The 24626-nt window shown below is 38.2% G+C and carries 24 protein-coding genes and 1 tRNA gene; 19 read left to right on the top strand and 6 right to left on the bottom strand.

Annotated features, from left to right (window positions below):
• Positions 1-147: 147 nt before the first annotated feature.
• Entirely contained in the window at positions 148-1248 is a 1101-nt protein-coding gene (gene lptF / locus CW745_RS06200) for an LPS export ABC transporter permease LptF (RefSeq protein ID WP_101107714.1), read from the top strand.
• A gap of 1 nt (position 1249) precedes the next feature.
• Positions 1250-2317, top strand: coding sequence for an LPS export ABC transporter permease LptG (gene lptG / locus CW745_RS06195; protein ID WP_101107712.1), 1068 nt, complete (start codon positions 1250-1252; stop codon positions 2315-2317).
• A 112-nt stretch (positions 2318-2429) separates the two neighbouring features.
• On the opposite strand, the gene CW745_RS06190 is transcribed toward lptG, so the two are convergent.
• Positions 2430-2984, bottom strand: a complete 555-nt coding sequence (locus tag CW745_RS06190) for an RDD family protein (protein WP_101107710.1) — start codon at positions 2982-2984, stop codon at positions 2430-2432.
• 180 nt (positions 2985-3164) lie between these two features.
• Here CW745_RS06190 and CW745_RS06185 point away from each other — a divergent pair.
• The 4 genes from CW745_RS06185 to CW745_RS06170 all read left to right on the top strand — a co-directional run bounded on the left by CW745_RS06185 (position 3165) and on the right by CW745_RS06170 (position 6706).
• Positions 3165-3249 (top strand) — tRNA-Leu (locus tag CW745_RS06185).
• Positions 3250-4021: 772 nt separating this feature from the next.
• Entirely contained in the window at positions 4022-4777 is a 756-nt protein-coding gene (locus tag CW745_RS06180; RefSeq protein WP_202973160.1) for a site-specific integrase, read from the top strand.
• A 170-nt stretch (positions 4778-4947) separates the two neighbouring features.
• Entirely contained in the window at positions 4948-5157 is a 210-nt protein-coding gene (locus CW745_RS06175) for a hypothetical protein (RefSeq protein WP_101107708.1), read from the top strand.
• A 169-nt stretch (positions 5158-5326) separates the two neighbouring features.
• The gene (locus tag CW745_RS06170) at positions 5327-6706 is read left to right on the top strand and encodes a PhoH family protein (RefSeq protein ID WP_101107706.1); all 1380 of its coding nucleotides are present in this window, start codon (positions 5327-5329) and stop codon (positions 6704-6706) included.
• A gap of 603 nt (positions 6707-7309) precedes the next feature.
• Here the strand turns inward: CW745_RS06170 and CW745_RS06165 are convergent.
• Positions 7310-8020 (bottom strand): transporter substrate-binding domain-containing protein, encoded by a 711-nt coding sequence (locus tag CW745_RS06165; RefSeq protein WP_101107704.1) that lies wholly within the window; start codon positions 8018-8020, stop codon positions 7310-7312.
• A 751-nt stretch (positions 8021-8771) separates the two neighbouring features.
• Here CW745_RS06165 and CW745_RS06160 point away from each other — a divergent pair.
• The 8 genes from CW745_RS06160 (at position 8772) to CW745_RS06125 (ending at position 13115) form a co-directional block, all read left to right on the top strand.
• Positions 8772-9062 (top strand): carboxymuconolactone decarboxylase family protein, encoded by a 291-nt coding sequence (locus tag CW745_RS06160; protein ID WP_101107702.1) that lies wholly within the window; start codon positions 8772-8774, stop codon positions 9060-9062.
• Between the two features lie 200 nt (positions 9063-9262).
• Positions 9263-9859: a hypothetical protein gene (locus tag CW745_RS06155; RefSeq protein ID WP_101107700.1), complete on the top strand. Its 597-nt coding sequence runs from the start codon at positions 9263-9265 to the stop codon at positions 9857-9859.
• 15 nt (positions 9860-9874) lie between these two features.
• A complete protein-coding gene (locus CW745_RS06150) occupies positions 9875-10477 on the top strand; it encodes a rod shape-determining protein (RefSeq protein ID WP_193755545.1) in 603 nt (200 codons plus the stop codon).
• 73 nt (positions 10478-10550) lie between these two features.
• Positions 10551-10955 (top strand): GNAT family N-acetyltransferase, encoded by a 405-nt coding sequence (locus tag CW745_RS06145; protein ID WP_101107697.1) that lies wholly within the window; start codon positions 10551-10553, stop codon positions 10953-10955.
• 27 nt (positions 10956-10982) lie between these two features.
• Positions 10983-11312 carry a hypothetical protein gene (locus tag CW745_RS06140; RefSeq protein ID WP_101107695.1) on the top strand — a complete coding sequence of 110 codons (330 nt, stop codon included), beginning with the start codon at positions 10983-10985 and terminating at the stop codon, positions 11310-11312.
• A 37-nt stretch (positions 11313-11349) separates the two neighbouring features.
• Positions 11350-11928: a DJ-1/PfpI family protein gene (locus CW745_RS06135; protein WP_101107693.1), complete on the top strand. Its 579-nt coding sequence runs from the start codon at positions 11350-11352 to the stop codon at positions 11926-11928.
• A 29-nt stretch (positions 11929-11957) separates the two neighbouring features.
• Positions 11958-12494: a DUF924 family protein gene (locus CW745_RS06130; protein WP_101107691.1), complete on the top strand. Its 537-nt coding sequence runs from the start codon at positions 11958-11960 to the stop codon at positions 12492-12494.
• A 366-nt stretch (positions 12495-12860) separates the two neighbouring features.
• Positions 12861-13115 carry a hypothetical protein gene (locus tag CW745_RS06125; RefSeq protein WP_101107689.1) on the top strand — a complete coding sequence of 85 codons (255 nt, stop codon included), beginning with the start codon at positions 12861-12863 and terminating at the stop codon, positions 13113-13115.
• Positions 13116-13148: 33 nt separating this feature from the next.
• Here the strand turns inward: CW745_RS06125 and CW745_RS06120 are convergent, their stop codons facing one another.
• The 4 genes from CW745_RS06120 to CW745_RS06105 all read right to left on the bottom strand — a co-directional run bounded on the left by CW745_RS06120 (position 13149) and on the right by CW745_RS06105 (position 17905).
• A complete protein-coding gene (locus CW745_RS06120) occupies positions 13149-14471 on the bottom strand; it encodes an ATP-binding protein (RefSeq protein ID WP_193755544.1) in 1323 nt (440 codons plus the stop codon).
• A 331-nt stretch (positions 14472-14802) separates the two neighbouring features.
• Entirely contained in the window at positions 14803-15453 is a 651-nt protein-coding gene (locus CW745_RS06115) for a DUF3299 domain-containing protein (protein ID WP_101107685.1), read from the bottom strand.
• A gap of 8 nt (positions 15454-15461) precedes the next feature.
• A complete protein-coding gene (locus CW745_RS06110) occupies positions 15462-17213 on the bottom strand; it encodes an ABC transporter permease (RefSeq protein WP_101107683.1) in 1752 nt (583 codons plus the stop codon).
• A complete protein-coding gene (locus tag CW745_RS06105; protein WP_101107681.1) occupies positions 17213-17905 on the bottom strand; it encodes an ABC transporter ATP-binding protein in 693 nt (230 codons plus the stop codon). The genes CW745_RS06110 and CW745_RS06105 overlap by 1 nt, the downstream gene beginning before the upstream one ends.
• Positions 17906-18296: 391 nt before the next feature.
• Between CW745_RS06105 and CW745_RS06100 the strand changes: the two genes are divergently transcribed.
• From CW745_RS06100 to CW745_RS06080, 5 genes are all read left to right on the top strand, one after another.
• Positions 18297-19439 carry an AraC family transcriptional regulator gene (locus CW745_RS06100; RefSeq protein WP_193755543.1) on the top strand — a complete coding sequence of 381 codons (1143 nt, stop codon included), beginning with the start codon at positions 18297-18299 and terminating at the stop codon, positions 19437-19439.
• Between the two features lie 135 nt (positions 19440-19574).
• Entirely contained in the window at positions 19575-20945 is a 1371-nt protein-coding gene (locus CW745_RS06095) for an isochorismatase family protein (RefSeq protein ID WP_101107677.1), read from the top strand.
• A gap of 217 nt (positions 20946-21162) precedes the next feature.
• Positions 21163-22206, top strand: coding sequence for a GMP reductase (locus CW745_RS06090; protein ID WP_101107675.1), 1044 nt, complete (start codon positions 21163-21165; stop codon positions 22204-22206).
• Positions 22207-22473: 267 nt separating this feature from the next.
• On the top strand, positions 22474-24207 hold the full coding sequence (locus tag CW745_RS06085; protein WP_101107673.1) for a lysophospholipid acyltransferase family protein: 1734 nt from the start codon (positions 22474-22476) through the stop codon (positions 24205-24207).
• A 189-nt stretch (positions 24208-24396) separates the two neighbouring features.
• Complete coding sequence (locus tag CW745_RS06080) at positions 24397-24594, top strand: hypothetical protein (RefSeq protein WP_202973158.1); 198 nt, start codon at positions 24397-24399, stop codon at positions 24592-24594.
• Positions 24595-24626 lie beyond the last annotated feature (32 nt).

The following is a 24626-nucleotide window of genomic DNA, read 5'->3' as shown; positions in this document are numbered from 1 at the left end:
CTTAATCCACCCTTTTAGGAATCGTTACAAAATAACTTGCGATAAATTGTTTCCAAAAAGCCTTAAATGACTGGCTATTTTAAAGCAAAATCGCAAGTAGTTTTGAAGACAATCCTTAATAACGCTAATTTCAGACAGGAGAACAGGGTGATACTTCTTCGTTACCTCATGCTAGAAACATTTAAAAGCCAAGTGGGTATTCTATTTGTTCTGTTGCTTATTTTTGTAAGCCAAAAATTTATTGCCATTCTCGCCAAAGCGATTAACGGTGTTATTCCCCCTGATCTTGTTTTAACACTGCTGTACCTTAATTTACCAACGTTAGGCACGTTAATGTTGCCAATCAGTTTCTACTTGGCGGTCCTTTTCGCGCATGGTCGATTACATGGCGAGAGTGAAATGGTCGCAATGACCTCGTGTGGCTACAGTCCGAATAATGTTTTAAAAGCGACACTGTTGTTATCTCTTTTTACTTTTGCTTTTGCTGCTTTTAATAGTTTATATCTTGCGCCGATGGCGGAAGATAAAATGGTTAGCGTTATTGAAGAGGCGGAATCTGATGCTGGCGCCGCAACTTTAATTGAAGGGCGCTTTCATACAACATCAGACAAAGGGGGCGTGGTATACGTTGAAAAATTTATGCAAGGGCAAAAATTAGAGCGGGTGTTTGCCGCACATTGGCCTAAAGAGGAGGGAAGAGCCCCTTCTGTATTGACCTCTTTACAAGGGGTCGTAGAAAATAAACAGGACGGTACTTGGTTAACTCTAATGGATGGACAACGCTATGCTGGTATTATCGGCCAACCAAACTTCGACAATAGTGAATTTGATCGTTTTGAGGTGCATATTGCTAATCGTGAAGTAACAGAAAAAAAGCGTGGCGTTGAAGCATTATCGACAGAACAACTTTTTGCAGTGGATAACCCGAATTATCAAGCTGAGCTTCATTGGCGCTTTGCAATTCCGATATCAATATTAATGATTACCTTTATGGCGGTCCCAATGGCAAAAGTAAACCCACGACAAGGTCGTTATGCTAAGTTGTTACCGGCACTGGCGTTATATTTAACCTTCTTTTTATTGTTGAGTACCTCGCGAAGTTTAATAGAAGATGGCTCATTGCCTGCAACGTCGATTTGGGGGGTGTTATTTATCTTCTTAGGCGCGGGTATAGTGCTTCATATGCAGGCGCTGGGTAAATTTTCTGGGGCAAAAAAAATCAAGAATAAGTTAAAGGTTAGCGCATAATATGATGGGAATTATCGATCGTTATATTGGTAAAACAATTTTTGCATCTACATTTTTAAGCCTGTTTGTGTTGATCGGCTTAAGTAGCATTATTAAATTTGTAGAGCAGATGAAGAATGTCGGACAGGGAACCTATGATGTATGGAGCGCAGGATATTTTGTGTTACTTAAAATGCCCGTTGAAATTGCTGTCTTTTTTCCGATGGCAGCGCTTATTGGTGCACTTATTGGTTTAGGAAGTTTAGCGAGCAGTAGTGAGTTAGTGGTAATGCAGGCCGCTGGTTTATCTAAATTGCGTATTGCTGGTGCGGTATTAAAAACCGCAATTCCGATGGTGCTAGCAGTAATGGTCTTAGGAGAGTTTGTAGCCCCAGTGACTGATAAAGAAGCCTACTCGATGCGTGACCAAGCAAGAAGTGGTCAGCAAAAAGTCAGCAATAAATACGGTGTTTGGGTTAAAGATGGTGATGCTTTTGTCAGTATCGGACGGATGAATAGTCAGGCGCAGCTGTTTGATGTGCAGTTGTACTTCTTTGATAAGCAGATGCAACTTGAGCGAGCGCTATTAGCAAGAAAAGCGGTTTATCAAGAAAACTCATGGTTACTAACCAATATTAGTAGTACCGAGTTTAGTGAAGAAAAAACGTCTGTTTCTGTACAAAATGAATACATCTGGAAAACGGAGTTAACGCCTAAAAAACTTGAAGTGGTGCTTAGCGACCCAGATAAAATGTCGATGCGTGATGTATATAATTATATCACCTACCTTGAGACTAATGAGCAAGATGCCAACCGTTACTGGCTTACTTTTTGGCGTAAAGCGGTACTACCTTTCACGATCGTAGTGATGATGCTGCTATCGGTGTCATTTATTTTTGGCGGGTTACGTACGGTGACCATGGGGACGCGTTTAATATTTGGTATAGCCAGTGGCTTTACTTTCCACGTTTCAGGTGAACTGTTTGGCCCAGCGAGCCTAGTCTTTGGGTTGCCACCTGCATTAGGTGCTCTGTTACCGAGTCTACTGGTGCTGTTGGTTGCTATGTATCTGCTGAAAAAACAAAGCTAATAAAAAAGCTTGAAGCCATAAGGCTGGAACGCTTGAATGAGATTCAGCCTTCAGCCTTCAGCCTCAGGCATTCATTCTTACTTTCAAGCTTTCCTGCCTTCATAACCCTTAATTATTTCTTATCTTCGTCCATAAATCCCATACCTTTAAACCCTTTCCATGAGCTTAGCTCTTTGGTTAGCACAATCACTTCGCACTCGGCCCATAAATCTTGAAATGCATTGCGGTTTTTTAAAAGAGCCATAATATTCCCTAATCCAAAAGCGGAAGTCGCTAGTCGAATTAACGCTTGCGTAAAACTGATGTTACTACCATCACTATTTTGAACTCGTAAACGCCATGCTTTCATACCAATAGTTTGTCCACCTTTGGTCCAAAAATATGCATAAAAACCAATAATCACCATTGCTAAATACACTGCAAATGCGGAACTCTGTGATAAATAGTCTGCAATATCTTTATAGGCATCAAGATTAATTAAGCCCATATTATTAAATATAATTACCACTAATAGTGCAAAAATAACAGAGAACATCAGTACCGCTGCTAATGCAAATAAATCATAGATATAGGCACCTAATCGTTTAAATAGGTTCGCACGAGGACAACTTTGATATTGCTCTTGAATAGTAAGTTTTGATACTTTTTTCTGATTACGCTTAGCCATGATGGTTCCTTTGAAAATAGAAGATCGCAGTGTAGCATTTTGTAGCAAAATTATAACTAGGCCTAGCGCTGACTTTTTGAGCATTTAGTGATGGTGAGCTTAAAAATACTTGTTTGTAATTCTTTGATGAGTATAATCAACGCCACTTAATGAGAAGCTAGTTACTTTAGCCTATCTAATGCCGCTGTGGTGGAATTGGTAGACACGTCGGATTCAAAATCCGATTTCGAAAGAAGTGACGGTTCAAGTCCGTCCAGCGGTACCAAATTTAAAAGGCCTAAGTCAGAAATGACTTAGGCCTTTTTGCTTTCTAACACCACTCAAAATCTCTATACCTCAAAATATGCGAAAGAAGTGACGGTTCAAGTCCGTCCAGCGGTACCAAATTTGATAGGGCTAAGTCAGGAATGACTTAGCCCTTTTGTCTTTCTAACACCGCTCAAAATCGCTATACCTCAAAATATGCGAAAGAAGTGACGGTTCAAGTCCGTCCAGCGGTACCAAATTTGATAGGGCTAAGTCAGGAATGACTTAGCCCTTTTGTCTTTCTAACACCGCTCAAAATCTCTATACCTCAAAATATGCGAAAGAAGTGACGGTTCAAGTCTGTCCAGCGGTACCAAATTTAAAAGGCCTAAGTCAGAAATGACTTAGGCCTTTTTGCTTTCTAACACCACTCAAAATCTCTATACCTCAAAATATGCGAAAGAAGTGACGGTTCAAGTCCGTCCAGCGGTACCAAATTTGATAGGGCTAAGTCAGGAATGACTTAGGCCTTTTGTCTTTCTAACACCGCTCAAAATCTCTATACCTCAAAATATCCGAAAGAAGTGATGGTTCAAGTTTGTCCAGCGGTACCAAATATTTTATATAGTTTAGTCAACTAGTTAAGAGAAAGAAAAAGTCAGTCTGGTTTTGTTTTCCTGATACTCGGTTACGTTTTTGGCGTAATTTGGCGTAATTTGGCGTAAAGGAAATAAAATGGAAACTCTACAAGTACGAAAGGGCAAAAAACTACTACTTATCGTGTTGAATTCATGCGCGATGGCAATCGAATATCTAAATCTTTCAAAATAAAAAAAGAAGCTGAAAAATTCCGAGCTTTACTGCTGGTGGATAATGATTTTGCGCATTCTTTAACTAATCATACGTTAACTTCCTTAGCTTTTTCTGATGCTGCAAAGCAGTTTTTAGATCAAGGTGTTGGTAAAGATCCAAGTAAGCAACAGCGATTGTTACATTGGGTGTCTGTCTTTGCAGATAAACCCGTCGGCAAAGTAACTCGTCAGCAAATTAAAGCTGAACTGAAGTTGTTATCGTTGGATAAAGCCCCTGCGACCTTAAACCGCTATAAATCATCAATTGGCTCCCTATATAGCTTCTTACTTCATGAATTCGACGTTGATTACAATCCTGTCAAAGGCATCAAGCAATATACAGAAAATAATGCTCACACTCGTTTTTTGAGCAGTGAGGAGTTACATCGTTTATTTCAAGCAGTAAAGAAATCCAATTGGGAACAATTGTATTTATTAGTTTTGATGGTTGTGACTACAGGTGCAAGGCGTACTGAAATAACTTCACTTACATGGGGGGATATTAATTTTAAAACAAAAACTGCATATCTCCCTAAAACCAAGAATGGTGAGCAACGTATATTAACTCTTACCAGTGATGTTGTTACTGAATTAATTAAATATACGAAAATTGGTGGCTTCGTTTTTCCACATCCCAATGACCAGAAAAGATATTTTAAGAATTTTGATATTCACTGGCAGTGGGGCTTTAAATGAAGCAATCATTCGTGATTTCAGGTTTCATGACTTACGCCATACCTGCGCTAGCTTGCTTGAAATAGCAGAAGTATTAGGGCATAAGTCGATAACAATGACACAAAGGTATAGTCACCTTTGCACTGAGAATAAAGCAAACTTAACAGATAGGGTATTCAATGGAATCGTTAATGCGCGATGTAGATTTATATAATATGCAAACCATCAAAACCAAAAGTGGTAAAGAGGGGAGTATTGTAAAACCATATCAAAAATTAACAGATAACCTTATTTCTTTTTATACAGAAGAAAGCACCAAACAATTATTAATTATCAACCCAATAATTAAAAGTTCACCTAAATTATTGGTCCTAAATTTTTCCGATGGAATAAACATTTGACGGTAGTTTATTTAAAGTAACTATGGGGCCTCTCTCTATTTTGTTGATTAAGCGTATTGTTTTTACTTTTGTCATAAAACTGTCATTGCTGGATCGCTACTGTAGAAGTTAATCAATTCAACTGAATAAGTTGGATCACTTGTACAAATAGCGGATAAGGAGTCTCCTGATGGGAAATGAAGATCGTAAGTTTTTTATTCTAGATACAAATATATTGCTACATGATCCTCTCGCCATTTACGCCTTTAAAGAGCATAACGTGGTTATTCCAATGACAGTTTTAGAAGAGTTAGACCGTATCAAAGACAGGCAAAAAGAAGTCAGTCGAGATGCTCGAATTGTGATTCGTTCTCTAGAAGATATTTTCAAAGATGCTTCTCCAGAGGCTATTTCGCAAGGAGTTCCTTTATATACAGATAATACTGAGAAGTCTGGCCGAATTGCTATTTTTACTGATCATCATCAGCCGATAAGCCAAGAGTTTTTTACCGAAGACGAGCCGGATAATCGCATTATTAATTCGGCTTTATATTTACAACAAGTTAAAGAGCGCACACAAGTAATACTGGTGACAAAAGACATCAATATGCGTTTGAAAGCTAAAGGGGCTGGTCTGCATTATGTCGAAGATTACCGCAAAGACCAGCTTATCGACGACATTCAACTATTGTCGAAAGGTTTTCGCTGTTTAAATGGGAGTTTTTGGGACCAAGTAGAAGATTGTGAAAGTGATACTCAAGGTCGAGATACCTTTCATCACTTGGATGCAAACTTAATTGAAGGGACTTATTGTAATGAATATATCTTGGATGAGACTAAGCAGTTTGCGGCTAAAGTCATCTCAGAACAAGCCGGAGTACTTCGGTTACAGGATTTAGGGCGAGATAAATTAATGTCTTGCAGTGCTTGGGGAGTACAACCTAAGAACATTTACCAAGCGATGGCAATTGATGCACTGCTTGATCCCGACATTGAATTAGTTATTCTGACCGGGCCTGCTGGATGTGGGAAAACGTTATTGGCCATGGCGACTGCGCTTGAGTTAGTGATTGAACAGGGTATTTATGACAAAGTGATTGTTACTAGAAATACGCCTGAAATCGCTGAATCAATTGGTTTTTTACCAGGCACTGAAGAAGATAAGATGATGCCTTGGTTGGCGGCGATTACCGATACATTGGAAGTCTTGCATAAAAATGATGAGTGTCCGAATGGATCATTGGATTACATTATGGAAAAAGCCAACATTCAATTTAAATCGGTTAATTTTATGCGTGGACGTAGCATCCAAAACTCATTTGTATTGTTAGATGAGTGCCAGAATTTAACAGCATCACAGCTAAAAACGATCATTACTCGATGTGGGGAGGGAACTAAAATTGTATGTTCTGGCAATTTAGCGCAAATAGACAGTAATTACTTAACTCCTGTCACCTCAGGTTTAACTTATATTGTCGAGCGTTTTAAGGCTTTTGAAGGCAGTGCAAATGTTTACCTTAATGGTGTTGTAAGAAGTCGCTTAGCTTCATTTGCAGAAGAGAATTTATAAGTTATTTGAAATAAATTAATCTAAAAACGAAAGAGTTCCTATTTATTACCTTCGTTAAAAATTATCCCCCCCCCCCAATTAAGTGATAGTTAAGAGGGGGGGGATATTTAAAACATGATTTGTAATTGTGTTATGACAAAGTAATTTTACTACTGATTCAGAGAAAACAACAATAATTCCTAGCTAGGTTTGTGCCCCAAAGCGATGTGTGAACATACAATTTGGGGAGTGATAGATCAAGTCTGAGCTAGTACATATCAGGAATCAAAATCCGATTTCGAAAGAAGTGACGGTTCAAGTCCGTCCAGCGGTACCATACAAATGATAAAGCATCGATGTCTTGTAATAATAGATTCGGGGCTTTGTTGTATTAGGAGTTATATAAATTAATCAAGCAGTTAGCGTATTACCTCAAGCCTTATCTACGCCTAAAAATCCCTCATTATTCTTTTCGTTTGGTACTCAACGATACCTTTATATGCACTTATGGTTCATGTCCTGTTTTTTACATTGGGCTTTGTCTTTCTTCGATGAATCTAAGGGTATTAGTGCCATCAGCCCATTTAACCCGTGCATTTTCTTGCACGCCAGCACTATAAGTAACTACCCTTGCTCTTGATAACACAATGCTAAACCCTTATTAAAGCGTTTAAGTAAGGTCGGGTTATCAATTAATGAGCGGTTTGTAATATATAAATGTAAGGGTTTATCCTTAATAATCGCAGAGTCTACTTGCTCGGACATATTATATTTTTTTAGTAATTTCTCGGCGACGAGGTTATTGGCAATAAAGAGATCGATACGTTGACTTTTTAACTGTAAAAGAAGTTGTTCAGTGGTTTTCGGGCGACTATAAATAGGGTACTTGTTGGCTTCTAACCATTTCGACATATTAGAGCCTCTAAAGCTACCTATTCGTGCCAGTTGAGACATATCCTGAGGGTTTTGCGGATTGTTTTTAAGCCAATACCATTTCCACTTTTGCTCTGCAATAATATCGCTTTTTTTAGCGTAAGCATCACGATAACTATTTTGAGAACCGGCAAAAAAACCGTCTACAGCATCACCTTCTGCTAAATATTGTGCCCGAGTCCATGGAACGACTAAAATGTGTAGGGATTCATTCATGTGTGAAAACGCACAGCGTACGCGATCGACTGCAATACCTGTAAAGTTCTTAGATGCAGATTTTTTAATAGGCTGATCATCTGGATAACTTCCATAGGGATAAAGATTATGGGTACTTAATACAATATCTTTTGCGAAAATAACCGACGAAAAAATAAAAAGAGTTAAAGTCCAAATTAGCTTCATTATGTGACCTATCAAATTAAATGTATAGCCTAAAAAATAGACTATTTATATTGCTTGTTTGCGATAAATGTTAAGACTTACCTCTCTTTTAAATTTTGTTAGAGCTTGGCTGTTATTTTTTAAACAAATAATTAGCTGTATGAAATTCACCGTTTTCCGATGTTGTTTATTGTAACCTCCCTAGGGGGGGAACTTTGCCGTTTAAACTTTGTTCAACACAACGTATTTTGAGCAAGGTAGACGGAATGTAGCTTACTCATTCTAAGCGAGTTTCGTCTAATGGATAGCAAAACGTCTTTTCGTTTTGTATTGCGTACTGTTTGATATAGTCAAATAGAGCAAGGAAAAAGAGTGTTGTATTGAACCCGCAGGGCAACATTCGTTGACTATTTTTACTCGGTTTTCGCCTATTTATGTGGAGTAGCCGCACTGCATAGGCTCTGCCTTATTTAAACAGCAAAATGGCTCTTTATTTTGTATTGCTTGCTATTGATGCCGTCAATCGCTGCAAATAGCCCCAAAATTGTTGTAAAAATAAACTCGAAATATCAACAGACTCTAGCCCCTTAAATTATCCATTTAATTACCTCTCGTTAATTAAGCTAATCTTTCGATTGTAAGTGGTTTGATGTATTGTGGCTTTATTTTTGATTAAATGGTTGCCGTGCTTTTATTGCTCTGTTATTTAAGACTTAATGCGCATGGGCCTTTATCAATGCAGACATTAGCGATTAATAACAAGGAAAGAGTAATGCTTACTTCAAAGCAACAAGAGAAATATGACGCGTTCTATACCTCAACGCATGAGAATGAGTTTCTGAATGCTAAAACAGAGGTGCTGGTGGGGTTAGCTGCTGCCATTGCGATGAACTGCAAACCTTGTACTCATTATTATTTACGTCAAGCGAAGAAAGTGGGGATTAGTAAAGGTGAGATATCAGAAGTGATTGCCAAAGTGATGGCGGTTGCTGCAGGACAGAAAAAACTGCAAGCCAGTGAGGTGCTTCGGGAGCATAAAATTGATTTAGATAGTTTCGAGTAATGTATTGATTGCGAATGGGATACTTTTTGTTTTTAAAGCACCAAATATGAGAGTTAATCGCTTTGTCTAAAAATGATTAAGTATTTGATTTTTTAAGGGGAATCCTGGGTTGGATAATGACAGTATTTACGCTGCATAAAGTCATCTTCCAAATCCAAATTTAAATCACATCAAAAACTATATTGGAATAAGGAGATTGAATGAATAGTAGTAAAATTTCAGAATATTATAAAAAAGATCGACGCATACTAATGATGCTCGTTGCACTAGGTCAGATGAGTGGCATGCTGATGTTACCTTTGGCGTTGATTGTTGCTTTTTGGGATTGGAAAATTGGCTTAGGCATCGCAACTGTTGGTGTATTTCTTTTTTGGCAATTTGGTGATCTGAATGTGGCTTGTGCTTATAAATGGACACAATTTTCTGGATCTAAAGTAATTAACTCGATGGTCTTGTATGCTGAAGTTGAAAGCCCTGAAACGGCTGAGAAATTTAAGTTTGTATCAGAAAATCTCGGCGGTTTATACAGAGAAAAAGATGAGTTGGTATTAGGCACCCTGCAGGGGGAGGTGCGTTGTAATGTGAATGAATTTAGTTTTGAAGCGGTAAATAAGAGTAGCCTGGTTAATTATATCAATATCACCTTAGCTGAACGATGTTTCGCAATGTGTCCTGTCTGGGATGGTGATATTAAAGACTTGCCTAATTCACAGGATAAAAATGAGTGGGCGATGAATGTTATTAGCTCATTAGTAAACTGTGATTCATTGGATAATAGTAGTAAAAAAATCGCGTAATAAAAGGTGAGAAGGGTGTTCAATAAGCTATTCAAGGAAAATGTTCTGTATGTTCAAATATGGCAGAAACGCATAATAATAACGCATCAATCGCGCGGTACAATATTTGATGAGCCTGCTTTAATCGCATACAGGACTAATGTAAAAGGGCATGAGGTAATTGCTTGTATCGGGGGGCAGGTTAATCGCCTTACCTCAGCCCAGAACATTAAATTGTTGAGGCCTTTTGAGCACCCTCGAATATTGATCGCTGACTTTCCTGTGGCAGAACAACTCTTAAAATATGCCATTGATAAATCTACTAAAGGGAGATTTGCAACGGCATCACCATTAATCATTATCCACCCAATGGAAAAATTAGAGGGGGGAATCACTCAGGTTGAACAAAGGGCGTTTGAAGAGTTGGCGCTTGGTGCTGGGGCCCGCGATTGTTTAGTGCATCAAGGGACACCACTGATACTTTCTGACTTTGACTTCACGCTAGCGAAAGAAAAAACATTATCTAAAGAGAGTTCGTTGGCTAATGGGCTATTGAGTTATGGTGTGATTATTGTTTTTGCTTTAGCTGTTTTTTCACCCATTATTTATGATTTGTTATTTAAAAGGCTTTTACAGTAATAAAAGTGGACATAATGCGATTAAGTATTTCTACTGTAATTATTAGCCTTCAAGGAGGAGGTATTATTGGATTATGGATATTAAAACAATTACTTGGCAAGAGACGATGCCACTTCGCCATCAAGTGTTATGGCCGAATAAACCTCTTGAGTTTTGTAAAATAGACGATGATGAATTAGGCCTTCATTTTGGTGCTTTTATCGATGATAAATTGATCTGTGTTGCCTCGGTTTATTTGCATGATAAGTGTGCGCGATTAAGAAAATTTGCAACTGATCCCCATTTTCAGCATCAAGGGATCGGATCGAAAATATTGGCATTTATTATCGATTTTTTAAAAACTACCGATACAAGCACTTTCTGGTGTGATGCGAGAGAGTCTGCTTTAGGGTTCTATGCGCGCTTTGGTATGCAACAATGTAGTGAGCGTTTTTATAAGTCAGAAGTGCCTTATTTAAAGCTCTCCTTAGCGCTGTAAATAAATATAACTTTATAGGGTAATTATATGGAAGTGTTAATCGCTATTAGCTTGCTGTTTCTGTTCACCGTCGTGCCAGTTAAAGTTGGGGCAAATATATTAAAGATAGAGGGAGCAACATTAGGCGTTTGTTTTATTGGAGTGTTGTTATCAATCGTTGCCAATGTCTTAGCAACTGCATTTATTGGAGAAGGTTTTTTCCCAAGTGTTGTCGCTTTGCTAATAACAGGGTTTTTCTTTTCTGTTTTATTTAAAACCAATACGGTAACTGGGTTTGTACTGGCGACTATTAGTGTTGGTGTGCAGTTAGGTTTAGCGATGGCCGCGGTTGGGTTAGGTTTTGCTTTTTTAGGCTAACGCCATCAGAAAAAAGATAAATAACGGGGGAGCTACAATGAATATTGGTATCTATATTTATGAAAATGCCGAGGTGCTTGATTTTTCAGGTCCTTTTGAAGTGCTAAGTACTGCCAAGCGGTTAGCTAGTAATGATTGGAGCATTGCTTTAATTGCTGAGTCTGATCAGCCCGTTAAAGCACGTGGTGGCTTTTGGGTGACACCCGATTATTGTTTTGATAATCATCCTTTGTTAGATCTATTAATTGTTGTTGGTGGTGTGCATACGGAAGAAGTTAAAAAGGCCAATGTCATTAAATGGATTGCTAATTGCAGTGCAACAACGACAAAAACCGTCTCGGTATGTACCGGTGCATTTTTATTGGCCGAAGCAGGGTTGCTTGATGGTGTTTCTGTTACTACACATTGGGAAGATATCGCTGATTTAAGATCAGGTTATCCTCAGCTAAAAGTACGTGAAAATAAACGCTGGGTGTGTGATGGGAAATATATTACTTCGGGCGGAATATCGGCAGGTATCGACATGAGTTTACATTTGTTATCTGATTTGAGCTCGATGGCTCTCGCTGAACAAACAGCTAAGCAGATGGAATATAATTGGAACAAAAATAGTTAATGTAGATAGCTACGCCTAGGGAAATAAATATGTACGAAGAAATTATCGACTTTTGGTTTATTGAACTTAAACCTATGCAATGGTGGCAAAAGGATGAGCTACTTGACGCTATGATCAAAACACGTTTTGGAAAACTACATCAGAAAGCTAAGGCGGGGGAGCTTTCTGATTGGCGTACAACGGCGTTAGGTAGTTTGGCAGAGATCATTATATTAGATCAGTTCTCGCGTAATATTTATCGTGATCAGGCCGATTCATTTTCCTGCGACCCGATGGCGTTAGCCTTGGCTCAGTTTGCGATTGCAAAAGGTTTTGATAAAGCATTGCCTGCTAAACAACGTATTTTTATCTATATGCCGTTTATGCACAGTGAATCTGAGCTTATTCATCGTGAAGCGGTTAAGTTGTTTGAGGATGTTGGTAATGAAAATAACCTAGACTTTGAGCATAAACATAAAGCGATTATCGATAGGTTTGGTCGTTATCCGCATCGAAATAAAATATTAGGTCGTCAATCAACGCAAGAAGAGATAACTTTTCTTGCACTGCCTAACTCTAGCTTCTGAAGATAAGGTGTCTTTTACGAAAGTGTTAACTTTGAGATAAGCGGTGTTGACCAATAAAATGGAAGAGATCTTTATTTTATTTTGCACTATTTTGAAGACAACTTAAAGTGCAAAGAACAACAGTGCCTGAGCGTTTTCTTATTTACATTAAGCTGTGAAAGTCATTCTATACTTATACCAATTCCGCTAATATAGTGATCAAATTTTACGCAGGAAAAAGGAGTTAGTTCAAGGCGAAAATTGATGCAAATGGTTGTTCCCTTTACGAAATTTTTAACGCTGAAATAGCTTCTTTTAACCAGTCAGATTGATCAGTTATTTAGTGGATTTGGTATTAAATACGTTAATTTTTTATATGGAGTGGTTATGCGTCCAGCAACACAAATCAGATTACTCAAATGCTCCATTATATTAGGGTTGTTACTATTTGCACTGGGCTTTTATCTGCACAATTATAGTGATTCAATCAAAGAGTTAGGGGTAACAGGTATTATTATCAGTGCTGCTTGTGTGGCTGGTGGAATTATATTTTCGCTACCAACCAAAATATATCTGACGATATTGTTAATGAATGAAGAGAATAAATCGCGTGATGGCTGTGATAACGCGATTCAAAAATAAGCGTATCTTTGAGTATTCATCATGAAAGGAGGGTCAAAGTCCTTTTTGAGGTCTAAAAGTCCAATGGAGATGAAATCCTTTTTCGCAATCAATGACGTTTATATTACCGTTTAGTTTATGCGTAATAAGGTTATAAACAATCGATAGTCCTAGGCCACTTCCTCCCGACTTTCTTGCTGTAGTGTAGAAAGGCTCGAATATCTTTTTATGTTTTTCTTTACTCACTCCTAGCCCATTATCCTGATAGTTAACCTCATAAAGATCATTTTCCTTTTGGCTAATAATCAGCGTTATTTTATTGTTGTTCTTATTACTAAATCCATGCATTAGGCTGTTGTTAATTAGGTTAGTAATAATTTGAGCATGGATCCCCGGTAATGTATTGACAGTGAGCGCGTCAGGTATCGTTAAAGCAACATCTACGTTTTTAGTTTTTAATACAGAGTGTAAGGTATCAACCACTCGTTGATAATATTGTTTAAGGTTGATCTGTTCACACTCGACAATGTGTTGATCGGTGGCGGTACGTTTAAAGTTATCGAGTAGGTGTCGTGCGCGTTCAAGATTATGAAATTGTAAATCAAGCGAACTATGAACATCTTTTAAATAAGATTGCATATCAGAAACAGTAAGGCTGTTTTGTTCTATTTTTTTACTGAGCTTCTTATGTTGATCTTCTATGATCGAATGTGATGTGATGGCAATGCCTAGTGGGGTATTAACCTCATGAGCAACACCGGCAACTAAGTTTCCTAAGGCTGCCATTTTTTCAGATTCAACTAATTTGGTTTTGGCATGCTCCAATCGACTTAAGGTATCTTCGAGTGATTTGGTGCGCTTTTTGACTTTAAGCTCAAGTCGTTCATTTAGGCTACGCAGTTGGTGCTCAAACTCCATTCTAACGACCTCTGCGGCAATACGCCCAGAAAACAGCTCAAATAATGTGGTGGTTTCACTTTGGTTATCAATCGGTGATTCATAGAGGGCAACAATCAACCCAAATACACCACCCTGTGCATTTTTGAGTGGAGTGCCGATGTAGGCTTTAATGTTCATATCGATGAGTAATTGATCATCTGGGAAAACCTGACTAACATCGCGTGGATAGCAACATATTGTATCTTCAATAACTTTTGCGCAAGGCGTGCCCGCTAAGTCATAGCTAATATTGGGTAAGTGTTCACCTTGATGAACTAAAGAGAGGGTGTGAGATACTTTATTTTTTTCGTCAAGACGTGCAACAAAAAGATAATCTGCTTCAACTATCTCCGCCATAATTAATGAGATTTGATCAAGAAAGTCATGGCCAAAGGTATTTGAAACCCCTTTAATTATCTTTCGAATAGTATCTTCCATAGGCAACCTTACTGTCGGTGACAAATTCTGCAGTGGGAGTAAATTTATTTTCCTTAGTAAATATGGCATAAAAAATAAGTTTTACACTGCGGAATAATCATAATACTAAAAGAATGAAAAAGGTGATCCGTCTTACTTGTTAAAATTTACGCTACCGGTGTTGTGAGTTTTTAAGGGAGAACAACTAACTTCAAAACTTACACCTTGATAGTGTAAATTTTTATGCGCAATAGAAGGGGCTGTTGATTTTGTATTCTCTGCTCTTGATGTAGTCAATTGCTGCAAATAGAGTATTTTTAATGTTGTGCAGACAATGACAGTCTATTCGCGACTAAAAAGGCTCTATAGTTGCATCTTCGATACTATATGCCATCTCGATGCGTTTACTGCCATCAACTAAATATAGATCCTTTGCTTGTGGCTTAAGTCGTAATTGTCCGGTAACAACAATTGGCATATAAGGTGAGCCAGCTTTAACGGGAGTTTTAGTTTTAACGAAGACGATTTGATTGGCTGGAGGAACGGGCTTGTGTGAGCAAGCGCCAACAACGGGCACTAAAAGAAATTCTGAAACAAGCTCACCATCAAATTCAATGGCGAGCATATAACCGGGCATTTCTATCTGTTTATCGGCTAGTGTCGGATTGGTAGCTACCGCCGCTTGCTGGCGTTTTTCCATTAAAATAAGCCGTTGTGCAAGTAGGTAATCAATATCTAGCTTTTCTGCGATCAGTGCTGCTTTTGCACTTTCAGCTGCATCAAGCATTTCAGGGGTCACTTTTTCGGGGGCTTTTTTTTGTAGCTCAGTGATGCGTGCTGAAATCGATAGGTGATAAAGTTGATCGTTACTGAGATCTATAAAAGGATCTTCGTAGGGAGCAATTTTCCCCCTCAAATCTTGCCAGCTTATTTTTATCGGTTCAGCTGCTTGGAGCGTTGAAGCAAAACAGAGTGACAAGCATAGCAAGAAGAGGGGCTTCATATTACTTCCTAAAATTTAATACTCATGCCGTCAGACAAAGAGTACCTGTAAATTAATAAACCAGGAATTAATGCGATGAGTAATGCACTAGCCTGAATAATGAATAAAATAAAGAGATCGCTTGATGTCAGCATATTGATATCAAGATAAAAGCCATAATAGGTTGCTAAAGGTGCTTGCAACGTTAATAGCAAGAAATACATTAACGCGATACCAAGCATAATACCAGCAAAACAAACAAAGCCTGCTTCACCGATAATTAGTGCAAATATATGTGCTGGGCGAGCACCTACGGAGCGTAAAATTGCCATCTCTCTTCTTCGTTCATTTAGGCTCATCAAAATAATACTCAGCATGCCTAGCAATCCAACTAAAACAACAAAAATAGTCACGATATCTAAAGCCGTTTCTGCAATGCTAAAGAATTGCCATAACTCTTGAAGTGCAACTGCTGGCATGATCGCCGATAGTGGCTCTGCTTGAAAAGTGTTTACATATCGTTGCATGCCAAGTACTGATTGGCGTGAGGTAAGCCCGACAAAAATCGCATTGATATTGTCTGGTTTTAACTTTAGTAAACGTGCAATCTTTTGTTCTGGTGTGTCTTGATGGTGCTTGTGCTCGTCATGGTTTGCATGTGTTTCATGGTGTTCGTGCTCGTCATGGCTTGTGTGTGATTCATGATGCTCGTGTTCATGCTCGTCATGACTTGCGTGTGATTCATTATGCTCGTGTTCGTGTTCGTCATGACTTGCGTGTGATTCATGGTGCTCATGTTCATGCTCGTCATGGTTTGCGTGTGACTCATGATGTTCGTTCTCGTCATGGTTTGCGTGTGATTCATGATGCTCGTGTTCATGCTCGTGTTCATGCTCGTCATGACTTGCGTGTGATTCATGATGCGCGTGTTCGTGTTCGTCATGACTTGCGTGTGATTCATGATGCTCGTGTTCGTGTTCGTCATGACTTGCATGTGATTCATGATGCTCGTGTTCGTCATGACTTGCATGTGATTCATGGTGCTCGTGTTCATGATCGTCATGGTTTGCGTGTGACTCATGATGTTCGTGCTCGTCATGGTTTGCGTGTGTCTCATGCGATAACGCGCCTATATGCCCATGGTCATCGGCATGCATTGCTTCCATTGCTTCTAATGAGATGATCAGTGTTTGATCAATAGCGGTAAAGGTTGGCTTTAAAATGGCGCTAATAAAATAGGGGATATCATCATGATCATGTCCATGAATTTCACCTCCTCCATGGGTCATGATAATGCTATCACCAATTTTATAGTTGAGCTTTTTCGCAACATCTGCACCAATCGCAACCGCAAACATATCTGTTGATATTTTTCCTTTTTGAATTGCAATCTTTTGTTTATTGGCATAACTATAATGTTCAAAAAAGCTTAAATCAGTAGCCATTACTGTATAACCTTTGTGCGAGTCTCCGAGCGAGATTGGCACTGCCCACTCGACAGTAGGTAATTTTGCTATCTGTTCATAAGAGCTATATTTTAGAGTGTTGGTCGTATTACCTATATGAAAAACAGAGCTTAATAATAACTGTGATGATGCACCACGCGCACCAATAATGAGATCCGTACCAGAGATACTTTTCATGAAACTCGTTTTTGTTTCATCTTTTAATGTCTGAACGCCGAGTAATAATGTCACACTGATCGCTATCGAGAAAAGCGTGATAAAAAATGTGAGTTTACGGTTCCATAAGCTCTTGAACGCTAATGATAAAATAGCCATTACAAGTTCTCCATCATGATTGCATTTATTTCAGGTAAGTTAATCGTGTGCTTGAAATGTTGTTTTAGGCTTTTATCATGACTAACAAAAATGAGGGTAATATTTTCTTTTTCACATTCAATAAACAGTGTTTTAATGAATGCTTGTCGATGTTCATTGTCCAACGCAGAAGTAGGCTCATCAGCAATAATAATATCAGGTGACCCTAACATGGCTCTTGCTGCTGCCACTCGTTGTTGCTGGCCGACACTTAACTCAGTGACTGAACGTTGAAACAGCTCCTTATCATCCAATCCTAATGCATTTAATAGACGGATTGCTTCATTTTTTAAATTGCCACTGCGGGTGATCGCTTTGTTTTTTCTAGATTTTGAAAATGAGCAGGGCAGGGTGATGTTATCAATAACACTGAGGTAAGGTATTAAATTAAACTGTTGAAAAATAAAGCCAATATGATTAGCTCTAAAGCTATCTTTTTCACTGCCTGATAACTTATTAAGAGGCTGATCTAAAACAGTTATTTCACCTTCTTGTGGTATTAATACACCGGCCAATAAGTTTAATAGTGTACTTTTACCAGAACCACTTGGCCCTTCAATAAACAGGTGTTCACCATGATTAATCAGAAGCTCAGGAATATCGATGATGGGTTTATTCGCCCACGAAAAACATAAATTATTAATTTTTATCACAGTGATACCTTTATCTTTTTTTACAATCTAAAGTCATGAAATGACTTAGAAACGATACGATCTTTTTTGTGCATTACCACTTTATGATCATGTTACCTATAATGTTATAATATAACAATATAGGGTTGAGGTGGAATCGTTTAAAAGGTACTTATGGTATTAAATTTTTATGCTTTATAGTGCGTGATTAGTATGCGTTTCACCTTCATTATCGCGAGCTATTGTAAGTGCATAATGAGATCGTATATTTATGAGGTTAAAGTCGATAATCAATTGAAAGCTATCTCTTCTGTTTTAAATCAATGTTATACAAAAATTTAATCGTATTACATTGAGTCGATGCTTAATTGCCTGAATAATAGTGCCACCATTTTTTTACCTGATGTTATTTATGGATGAATTTCTCAGTTTAAACGTGATTGTCTATACCCTGTTATCGGTTGGGGTATTTCAATCTCTTATTTTTTCTACCTTGATGTATCGTAAAAAGCAGTTCCTGCTTTCTGGATGGCTAGCACTTTTTTCATTTGAAATTATAAGTAAGCTACTGCTTTATTTTAAAATCGCACTGCCGATTAGCCAGTGGTTTGGTTTTTGGTTCTCATTTGACATAGTTTATGGCCCATTGTTGTTATTGTGGGTTTTGCAGTTACTTACAGACAAAAAGCTCAGTTATTGGCATCTAATGCATTTTTTACCTGCCTTATTGTATTTTATGATGATTATTCCTGAAGTATTTATGCTGACTACAGAGATGCGCTTAACTGCTATTAATGCTTATTTAGAAGGTGGGCAGTGGGCTATTTTTAGTGAGCCTGTGATGCTTATTCAGTCACTCACATTATGGCATCCCCTGTTTTATTCAATCAGCGCCTTAGCGGTAATTCTGCACAGCAAATATAAGCAACAAAAGTGTACCGCTAGTGCTCAATTAAGCCACTCAAGCTGGCTATTATCGATGCTGATTGTGCATATTATCATGTGGTTTGTGGTCATATTTGGCTTAGCTTTTATCCCATTACCTGCTGCCCTTTTGTATATGTTGAGCTACCTTCCTACTGTTGTTTGGATCAATCTCATGACCTATCTAAGTCTCTGTTATCTTCCTTTTATGCACAAAACGGTGGACGTAGCAAAACCAGAAAAATATGCTCAGACAAAATTAGCTTCACCTCAATTAGCAGAGATTGCAGAGCAATTAGAGCAAATTATGGCCCAGGGAATTTTTTCTCAATCTCGTTTAACACTGGCTCAAGTTTCTGAAAAAATTGATGTGCCCAGTCATTATGTAAGTCAGGTGATTAATCAGTTTTATCAATGTAACTTTTTCGACTATGTGAATGGTCATCGTTTGAAGTCGGTTAAAAAACAGTTAAAAGATGAACAATACGGACACCTCACCATTTTGGAAATAGCATTAGAAAATGGCTTTAATAGTAAATCGACCTTTAATAGCGCATTTAAAAAACATACTGGATTTACCCCTTCGCAGTTTAGAAAGCAAGGCTTGGCAATAAAGTGTGAGCTAGCTTAAATAATAGTGTTTACAAAGGTTCAGCTTTATAATGTTGTACGAATAACACCTTGTTTTATTGGAATATATTTTTTAATTCGCAAAACGTGCTGTGAATTAAATGGATTTTACTAAACAATAAAATAAGGAAAAATAATGATTAAAAACACTCAAAAATTAGCTTGTGGTTTGTTGATCGCAGGTGCTTTTGTATCGCATTCTGCAAGTAGCGGTCATTGGCAAAAAGAGAAAAATCTGCAGTGGGGAAGTCATGCGTTAGTGCATGCGCAGCATCAACATATCGAAGTTGAGAAACAGGTTTTATTTAATAAGGATAATAGCGCGCTATTAATTATTGATGCGCAACAAGCTTATGTACCTGGCACTGCAGATTTTTGGCCAACGCTTTATTATCCACAATACCCTGTTCCACCACAAAATATTGACCATGATATTTTAAATAAAATTACTCGCATCGCTACACTTGCTCAAGGTGCAAAAGAGGCTGGATTGAAAACGAGCATTACCTATGAAGGTTTTCCTGAAATGCACTCGCCGTTTATTACGCAAATAGAAAGTGAGTTATCAGAGACAACACAACGTTTCTATAAGGCTTATTTTAATTCGACCCAAGAAGCGCCAATTAATAACGCAATGCAACAATTATTAGACAATGGTATTACGCAAATAATCGTTGCTGGTGCTGAAACCGATGTGTGCGTCTTGCAAACAGTATTAGGTTTGAAAAAAATGGGGTTTGACGTATTTGTTGTCAGTGATGCTGTTTTTTCCACCGAAGTTTACACTCGACCCACTTTTAAACGTATGCAGCAAGCTGGCATTAAGTTAACCAAAACGGATCAAATTCTTGGTGCGTTGAATGGTGAGGAAAAAATAATTTTAAGCCCGCGTTATGGTATTCAGCAACGATACAATTTATACCAAGGGAATCGCCATAAAATGGCGTCAGTTACCTTTAATCTTGATGCTAATAATATTAAATTAGCGGAACATGATAATAAGGAAGCTATCGCTTACCGTGCGAGACAATGGAGTAATTACGTAACTTACTCCTTTGTGCCAGGTTCAGGTATGGCGACTTTTAATATTTCTGCAGAGGGTAAAAGTTATACCGCAGCATTAAGTAAACCTGCTAATTTACAATCGGTGAGTAATATCAATCAAGTGGTAAAAGGCATGCAACAAGCTGGCAAGAATCAAGCGATTATTTCGGGAGTCGTTTCGGAAAAAGAGTTGATTAATGCGACCATAAAGCTTATAGAAGCGGGGATTGTGCCGGTTATTTTAGAGGATAATTTGATGGGTAAAAAAATGGATCCAATTCACTTTTTAGATACCGTATATAGCTTGGGTGCCATTCCGAGTACTTTCAAAACTACCGGGTATGAAATGACTCAGGCGATTGAGTTTATCGACCTATCAGAAGATGAAATTAATAGCGTTATTAATATGCATAACAATTCAGACACGCAAACATTAATTGAATTGATGCCTGCATTAAGGTAACAAGCAATATCTTAGAGTATTGGCGTTCTCAGGGACTTTCTTTTATTTTTTGATGTTAATAGATTGACGCTCGTATGCTTGTTTAACTGATTTTTGTCACTATACTGTTTTCAACCGGGGCACTTGTAAAAGTGTTTCGGTTTTTTTTTGCCTGTTGTTTTATCAGTCAATAAAAGCCAGCTTGTTGATATTTTTTAAATAAACATAGGAAACAGTCATGCGCATTGAACAAGATATAAAGTTAGGTTTTAAAGATGTCCTCTTCCGTCCAAAACGCTCAACGCTTAAGAGTCGCTCACAGGTAGAGCTAGCGCGAGAGTATACGTTCAAGCATAGTGGCCACAAGTGGAGTGGTGTACCGGTTGTCGCTGCTAATATGGATTCAGTGGGAAGCTTTGCGATGGCAACTACATTGGCTCAACATGGCGCATTAACTGCTATTCATAAACACTATACCGTTGCTGATTGGGCTGGTTTTGTGGCATCAGCGGACAGTGCTGTTATCCAAAATGTCATGGTTTCAACGGGGACCTCTGATAACGATTTTCAAAAAACCAAAGATATTATGGCGTTATCGGATGAAATTGCTTTTATCTGTGTTGATATCGCTAATGGCTATTCTGAACATCTTGTTGATTATGTTATTAAAATTAGAGAAGCCTTCCCTGATAAGGTGATCACTGCAGGTAACGTTGTCACTGGCGATATGGTGGAAGAACTGATTCTCGCGGGCGCCGACATTGTTAAAGTGGGCATTGGCCCCGGTTCTGTGTGCACTACTCGCGTTAAAACTGGTGTTGGTTACCCGCAACTTTCTGCAATTATTGAATGTGCAGATGCTGCCCATGGTCTTGGTGGGCACATTATAGGCGATGGCGGTTGTAGTTGTGCGGGTGATGTTGCGAAAGCATTTGGTGGTGGCGCTGATTTTGTGATGCTTGGCGGTATGTTAGCAGGGCACACTGAAAGTGGCGGTGACATTATTGAAAAAGAGGGGAAAAAATTCATGAAGTTTTATGGCATGTCTTCAAAAAGTGCTATGGAAAAACATTCAGGAGGCGTTGCTAATTATCGAGCAGCTGAAGGAAAAACAGTATTATTACCTTATCGAGGTACGGTTGCTGACACTATTCAGGATATTATGGGGGGCGTTCGCTCAACCTGTACATATGTCGGAGCTTCAAAGTTAAAAGAGCTTACTAAACGTACGACTTTTATTCGTGTTTTAGAGCAAGAAAACAACGTTTACGGAAAAGAGTAAGCGGTTATCGCGATCGAATTAAGTCGGCGCGCTACATTTGCTACTATAAAATAGCGGCATTATTGCTCCCAAACCACCAAGTAAGCCTATTTGGTGGTTTTTAGACTGACACCTTGCCATTATTTAATCAGAAAAATAGCTTTTCTCTCTATCTTGTTCGCTGTTATTGAATAATATTTAATTCTACATATTTCTGTCATTCCTCTGTCATCTGTCTTTCTTACTCTCTTGGCATCAAATACAACAGGGCGAGAGATTGAGGCGATTATGATTTCTACTGAGCAATTTTTATTAAAGCAGTTTCCGGCATTGCCGATTGCAAGCAAAAGACATAAGTTACTTAAATTTGTCTTTAAACGTTTACTGCATGAAAAAGAGTTTATCGACTTTGCACAGCGCTACCCTTTGCTTTCTGGTTTTGATTTTGTCGAGAAAGCATTAGAGTATTTTGAATTTAAAATCGCTACAACTGATAGTGAAATCGAACATATTCCAGTAACTGGTCGTGTGGTGATTATCGCCAATCACCCAATAGGTTCATTGGATGCCTTTGCGTTATTACATACCATTCGTAAATTACGCCCAGATGTAAAAGTAGTGGCAAACGAACTGCTAATGTCAGTGCCACCTTTACAAGATATTTTATTACCAGTAAATAATTTAACGGGTAATACCTTAAAGCGTGACCTGAAAAATATTCATCAATTTTTAGATGATGAAGGGGCACTTATTATTTTTCCTGCTGGCGAGGTTTCAAGGGTAACCCCGCAAGGTATTCGTGATAGGGCTTGGGAAAAGGGTTTTTTAACCTTTGCCGAACGAGCTAAAGCTCCCATTTTACCAATTCATATTCAAGCGCGTAACTCTCTCACTTTTTATGCTACCTCTTTGTTTTATAAGCCGCTTGCTAGCCTGTTATTAGTTAAAGAGATGTTTAAGCACAATCATACCTGCATAAAACTTAGTATTGGAAAGTCTATTCCCTATACAAGTTATGGTGATTCGAAAATAGCTAATACATTAAAAATAAAACTATTACAGAAGCAGTTATATCGTGTTGCGAAGAGGAAAGAGAGCTTATTTAAAACCGAGTCTGCAATTGCTCATCCGGTTAACCGTGTAGAGCTAAAGAAAAGCATTGAGCATTGTGAGCAACTCGGCACTACTAATGATGGTAAACAGATCTACCTATATCAGTCAGAGCAACCTAGCATTATTTTAAAGGAACTAGGGCGATTGCGTGAATTCACTTTTCGCTCTGTCGGTGAAGGTACGGGCAATAAGCGCGATTTAGATCCCTTTGATCACCAATATATGCATCTGATTTTATGGGATCCGGAAGATTTAGAAATAGTCGGCGCTTATCGTTTTAGCCCAATACAAAGGCTAATGAAAGGTTCTGATAGCAGTGGTTTATATACCGATAAACTTTTTAATTACCAAGATGAGATGTTGCCTTATTTTGAAAAAGGGATTGAGCTTGGGCGTAGCTTTGTGCAACCGCGGTATTGGGGAAAAAGGAGTTTAGATTATTTATGGCAAGGTATTGGCGCATTTTTAGCGCAAAACCCTCAGTACCGCTACTTACTTGGTCCTGTGACCCTAAGCGCTGCTTTACCTCAACGTGCGCAGGCCTTTTTAGTGTATTTCTATCAGTTATATTTTCCTGCTCAAGGCGATCTCGCTTACGGGCGTGACAGTTATCAGCTTTCTGAAGAGTTAGAGGATGAGCTATGGCGCTTTTTTAGCGCAGATGATTACGCTAAGGATTTTGCAAAACTTAAAACAATGCTCGCCAATATGGGAGTAAGTGTGCCAACGCTTTATAAGCAATACACCGAGCTTTGTGAACATGGTGGCGTGCAATTTGTTGATTTCAATATTGATCCGGATTTTAGCAATTGCATTGATGGTCTGGTTATCGTGGATGTTAAGTATCTAAAAGCAAAAAAACGAGCACGTTATATCGATGTTCATCAGAGAACGCTTGAAAAAGAATAATTGATGCTATCGAGAGGCGTGTCGATTAAAAGTAGAAAAATAATTTATATGGAACTGTGAAAGTTAAGGTCAGCATAGTAATTGAATTGCCGATTATCTGATTTACTTTTCATAGGAAAGTAATAGTAAACGAGATAAATCGCAGATCTGTTTACGGGTTCAAATATTAATGTTTATTAACAAAGAGAAATGAAAATGGTATCGATGATTAAAGAGTTATTAACTTCAACTAAAGACGTTACAGGTAAAGATATTGATGCGGTTATTTGGCAGTTAGCAGAACAACATAAGACCAGTATTTACTCATGGTCATATATTAAAGAATCGAGTCATTATGAAAATACACTGGACGAAAAGCGCGTGCATGCATCGGAGATAAACTTTTAAAATAAATCAATATTATGTGGTTGATTGTAAAA

The organism is Psychromonas sp. psych-6C06 (assembly GCF_002835465.1).
Classification (GTDB): Bacteria; Pseudomonadota; Gammaproteobacteria; order Enterobacterales; family Psychromonadaceae; genus Psychromonas.
This window is presented reverse-complemented; position numbering and strand designations above follow the sequence as displayed.

Coding starts and splice junctions, on each gene's coding strand:
- CW745_RS06090 (WP_101107675.1), top strand. CDS start 21,163: ATGCGCATTGAACAAGATATAAAGTTAGGTTTTAAAGATGTCCTCTTC.
- CW745_RS06115 (WP_101107685.1), bottom strand. CDS start 15,453: ATGAAGCCCCTCTTCTTGCTATGCTTGTCACTCTGTTTTGCTTCAACG.
- lptG (WP_101107712.1), top strand. CDS start 1,250: ATGATGGGAATTATCGATCGTTATATTGGTAAAACAATTTTTGCATCT.
- CW745_RS06095 (WP_101107677.1), top strand. CDS start 19,575: ATGATTAAAAACACTCAAAAATTAGCTTGTGGTTTGTTGATCGCAGGT.
- CW745_RS06155 (WP_101107700.1), top strand. CDS start 9,263: ATGAATAGTAGTAAAATTTCAGAATATTATAAAAAAGATCGACGCATA.
- CW745_RS06165 (WP_101107704.1), bottom strand. CDS start 8,020: ATGAAGCTAATTTGGACTTTAACTCTTTTTATTTTTTCGTCGGTTATT.
- CW745_RS06175 (WP_101107708.1), top strand. CDS start 4,948: ATGCGCGATGTAGATTTATATAATATGCAAACCATCAAAACCAAAAGT.
- CW745_RS06100 (WP_193755543.1), top strand. CDS start 18,297: ATGGATGAATTTCTCAGTTTAAACGTGATTGTCTATACCCTGTTATCG.
- CW745_RS06180 (WP_202973160.1), top strand. CDS start 4,022: ATGCGCGATGGCAATCGAATATCTAAATCTTTCAAAATAAAAAAAGAA.
- CW745_RS06110 (WP_101107683.1), bottom strand. CDS start 17,213: ATGGCTATTTTATCATTAGCGTTCAAGAGCTTATGGAACCGTAAACTC.
- CW745_RS06080 (WP_202973158.1), top strand. CDS start 24,397: ATGAAAATGGTATCGATGATTAAAGAGTTATTAACTTCAACTAAAGAC.
- CW745_RS06120 (WP_193755544.1), bottom strand. CDS start 14,471: ATGGAAGATACTATTCGAAAGATAATTAAAGGGGTTTCAAATACCTTT.
- CW745_RS06170 (WP_101107706.1), top strand. CDS start 5,327: ATGGGAAATGAAGATCGTAAGTTTTTTATTCTAGATACAAATATATTG.
- CW745_RS06140 (WP_101107695.1), top strand. CDS start 10,983: ATGGAAGTGTTAATCGCTATTAGCTTGCTGTTTCTGTTCACCGTCGTG.
- CW745_RS06190 (WP_101107710.1), bottom strand. CDS start 2,984: ATGGCTAAGCGTAATCAGAAAAAAGTATCAAAACTTACTATTCAAGAG.
- CW745_RS06135 (WP_101107693.1), top strand. CDS start 11,350: ATGAATATTGGTATCTATATTTATGAAAATGCCGAGGTGCTTGATTTT.
- CW745_RS06085 (WP_101107673.1), top strand. CDS start 22,474: ATGATTTCTACTGAGCAATTTTTATTAAAGCAGTTTCCGGCATTGCCG.
- CW745_RS06125 (WP_101107689.1), top strand. CDS start 12,861: ATGCGTCCAGCAACACAAATCAGATTACTCAAATGCTCCATTATATTA.
- CW745_RS06160 (WP_101107702.1), top strand. CDS start 8,772: ATGCTTACTTCAAAGCAACAAGAGAAATATGACGCGTTCTATACCTCA.
- CW745_RS06145 (WP_101107697.1), top strand. CDS start 10,551: ATGGATATTAAAACAATTACTTGGCAAGAGACGATGCCACTTCGCCAT.
- CW745_RS06130 (WP_101107691.1), top strand. CDS start 11,958: ATGTACGAAGAAATTATCGACTTTTGGTTTATTGAACTTAAACCTATG.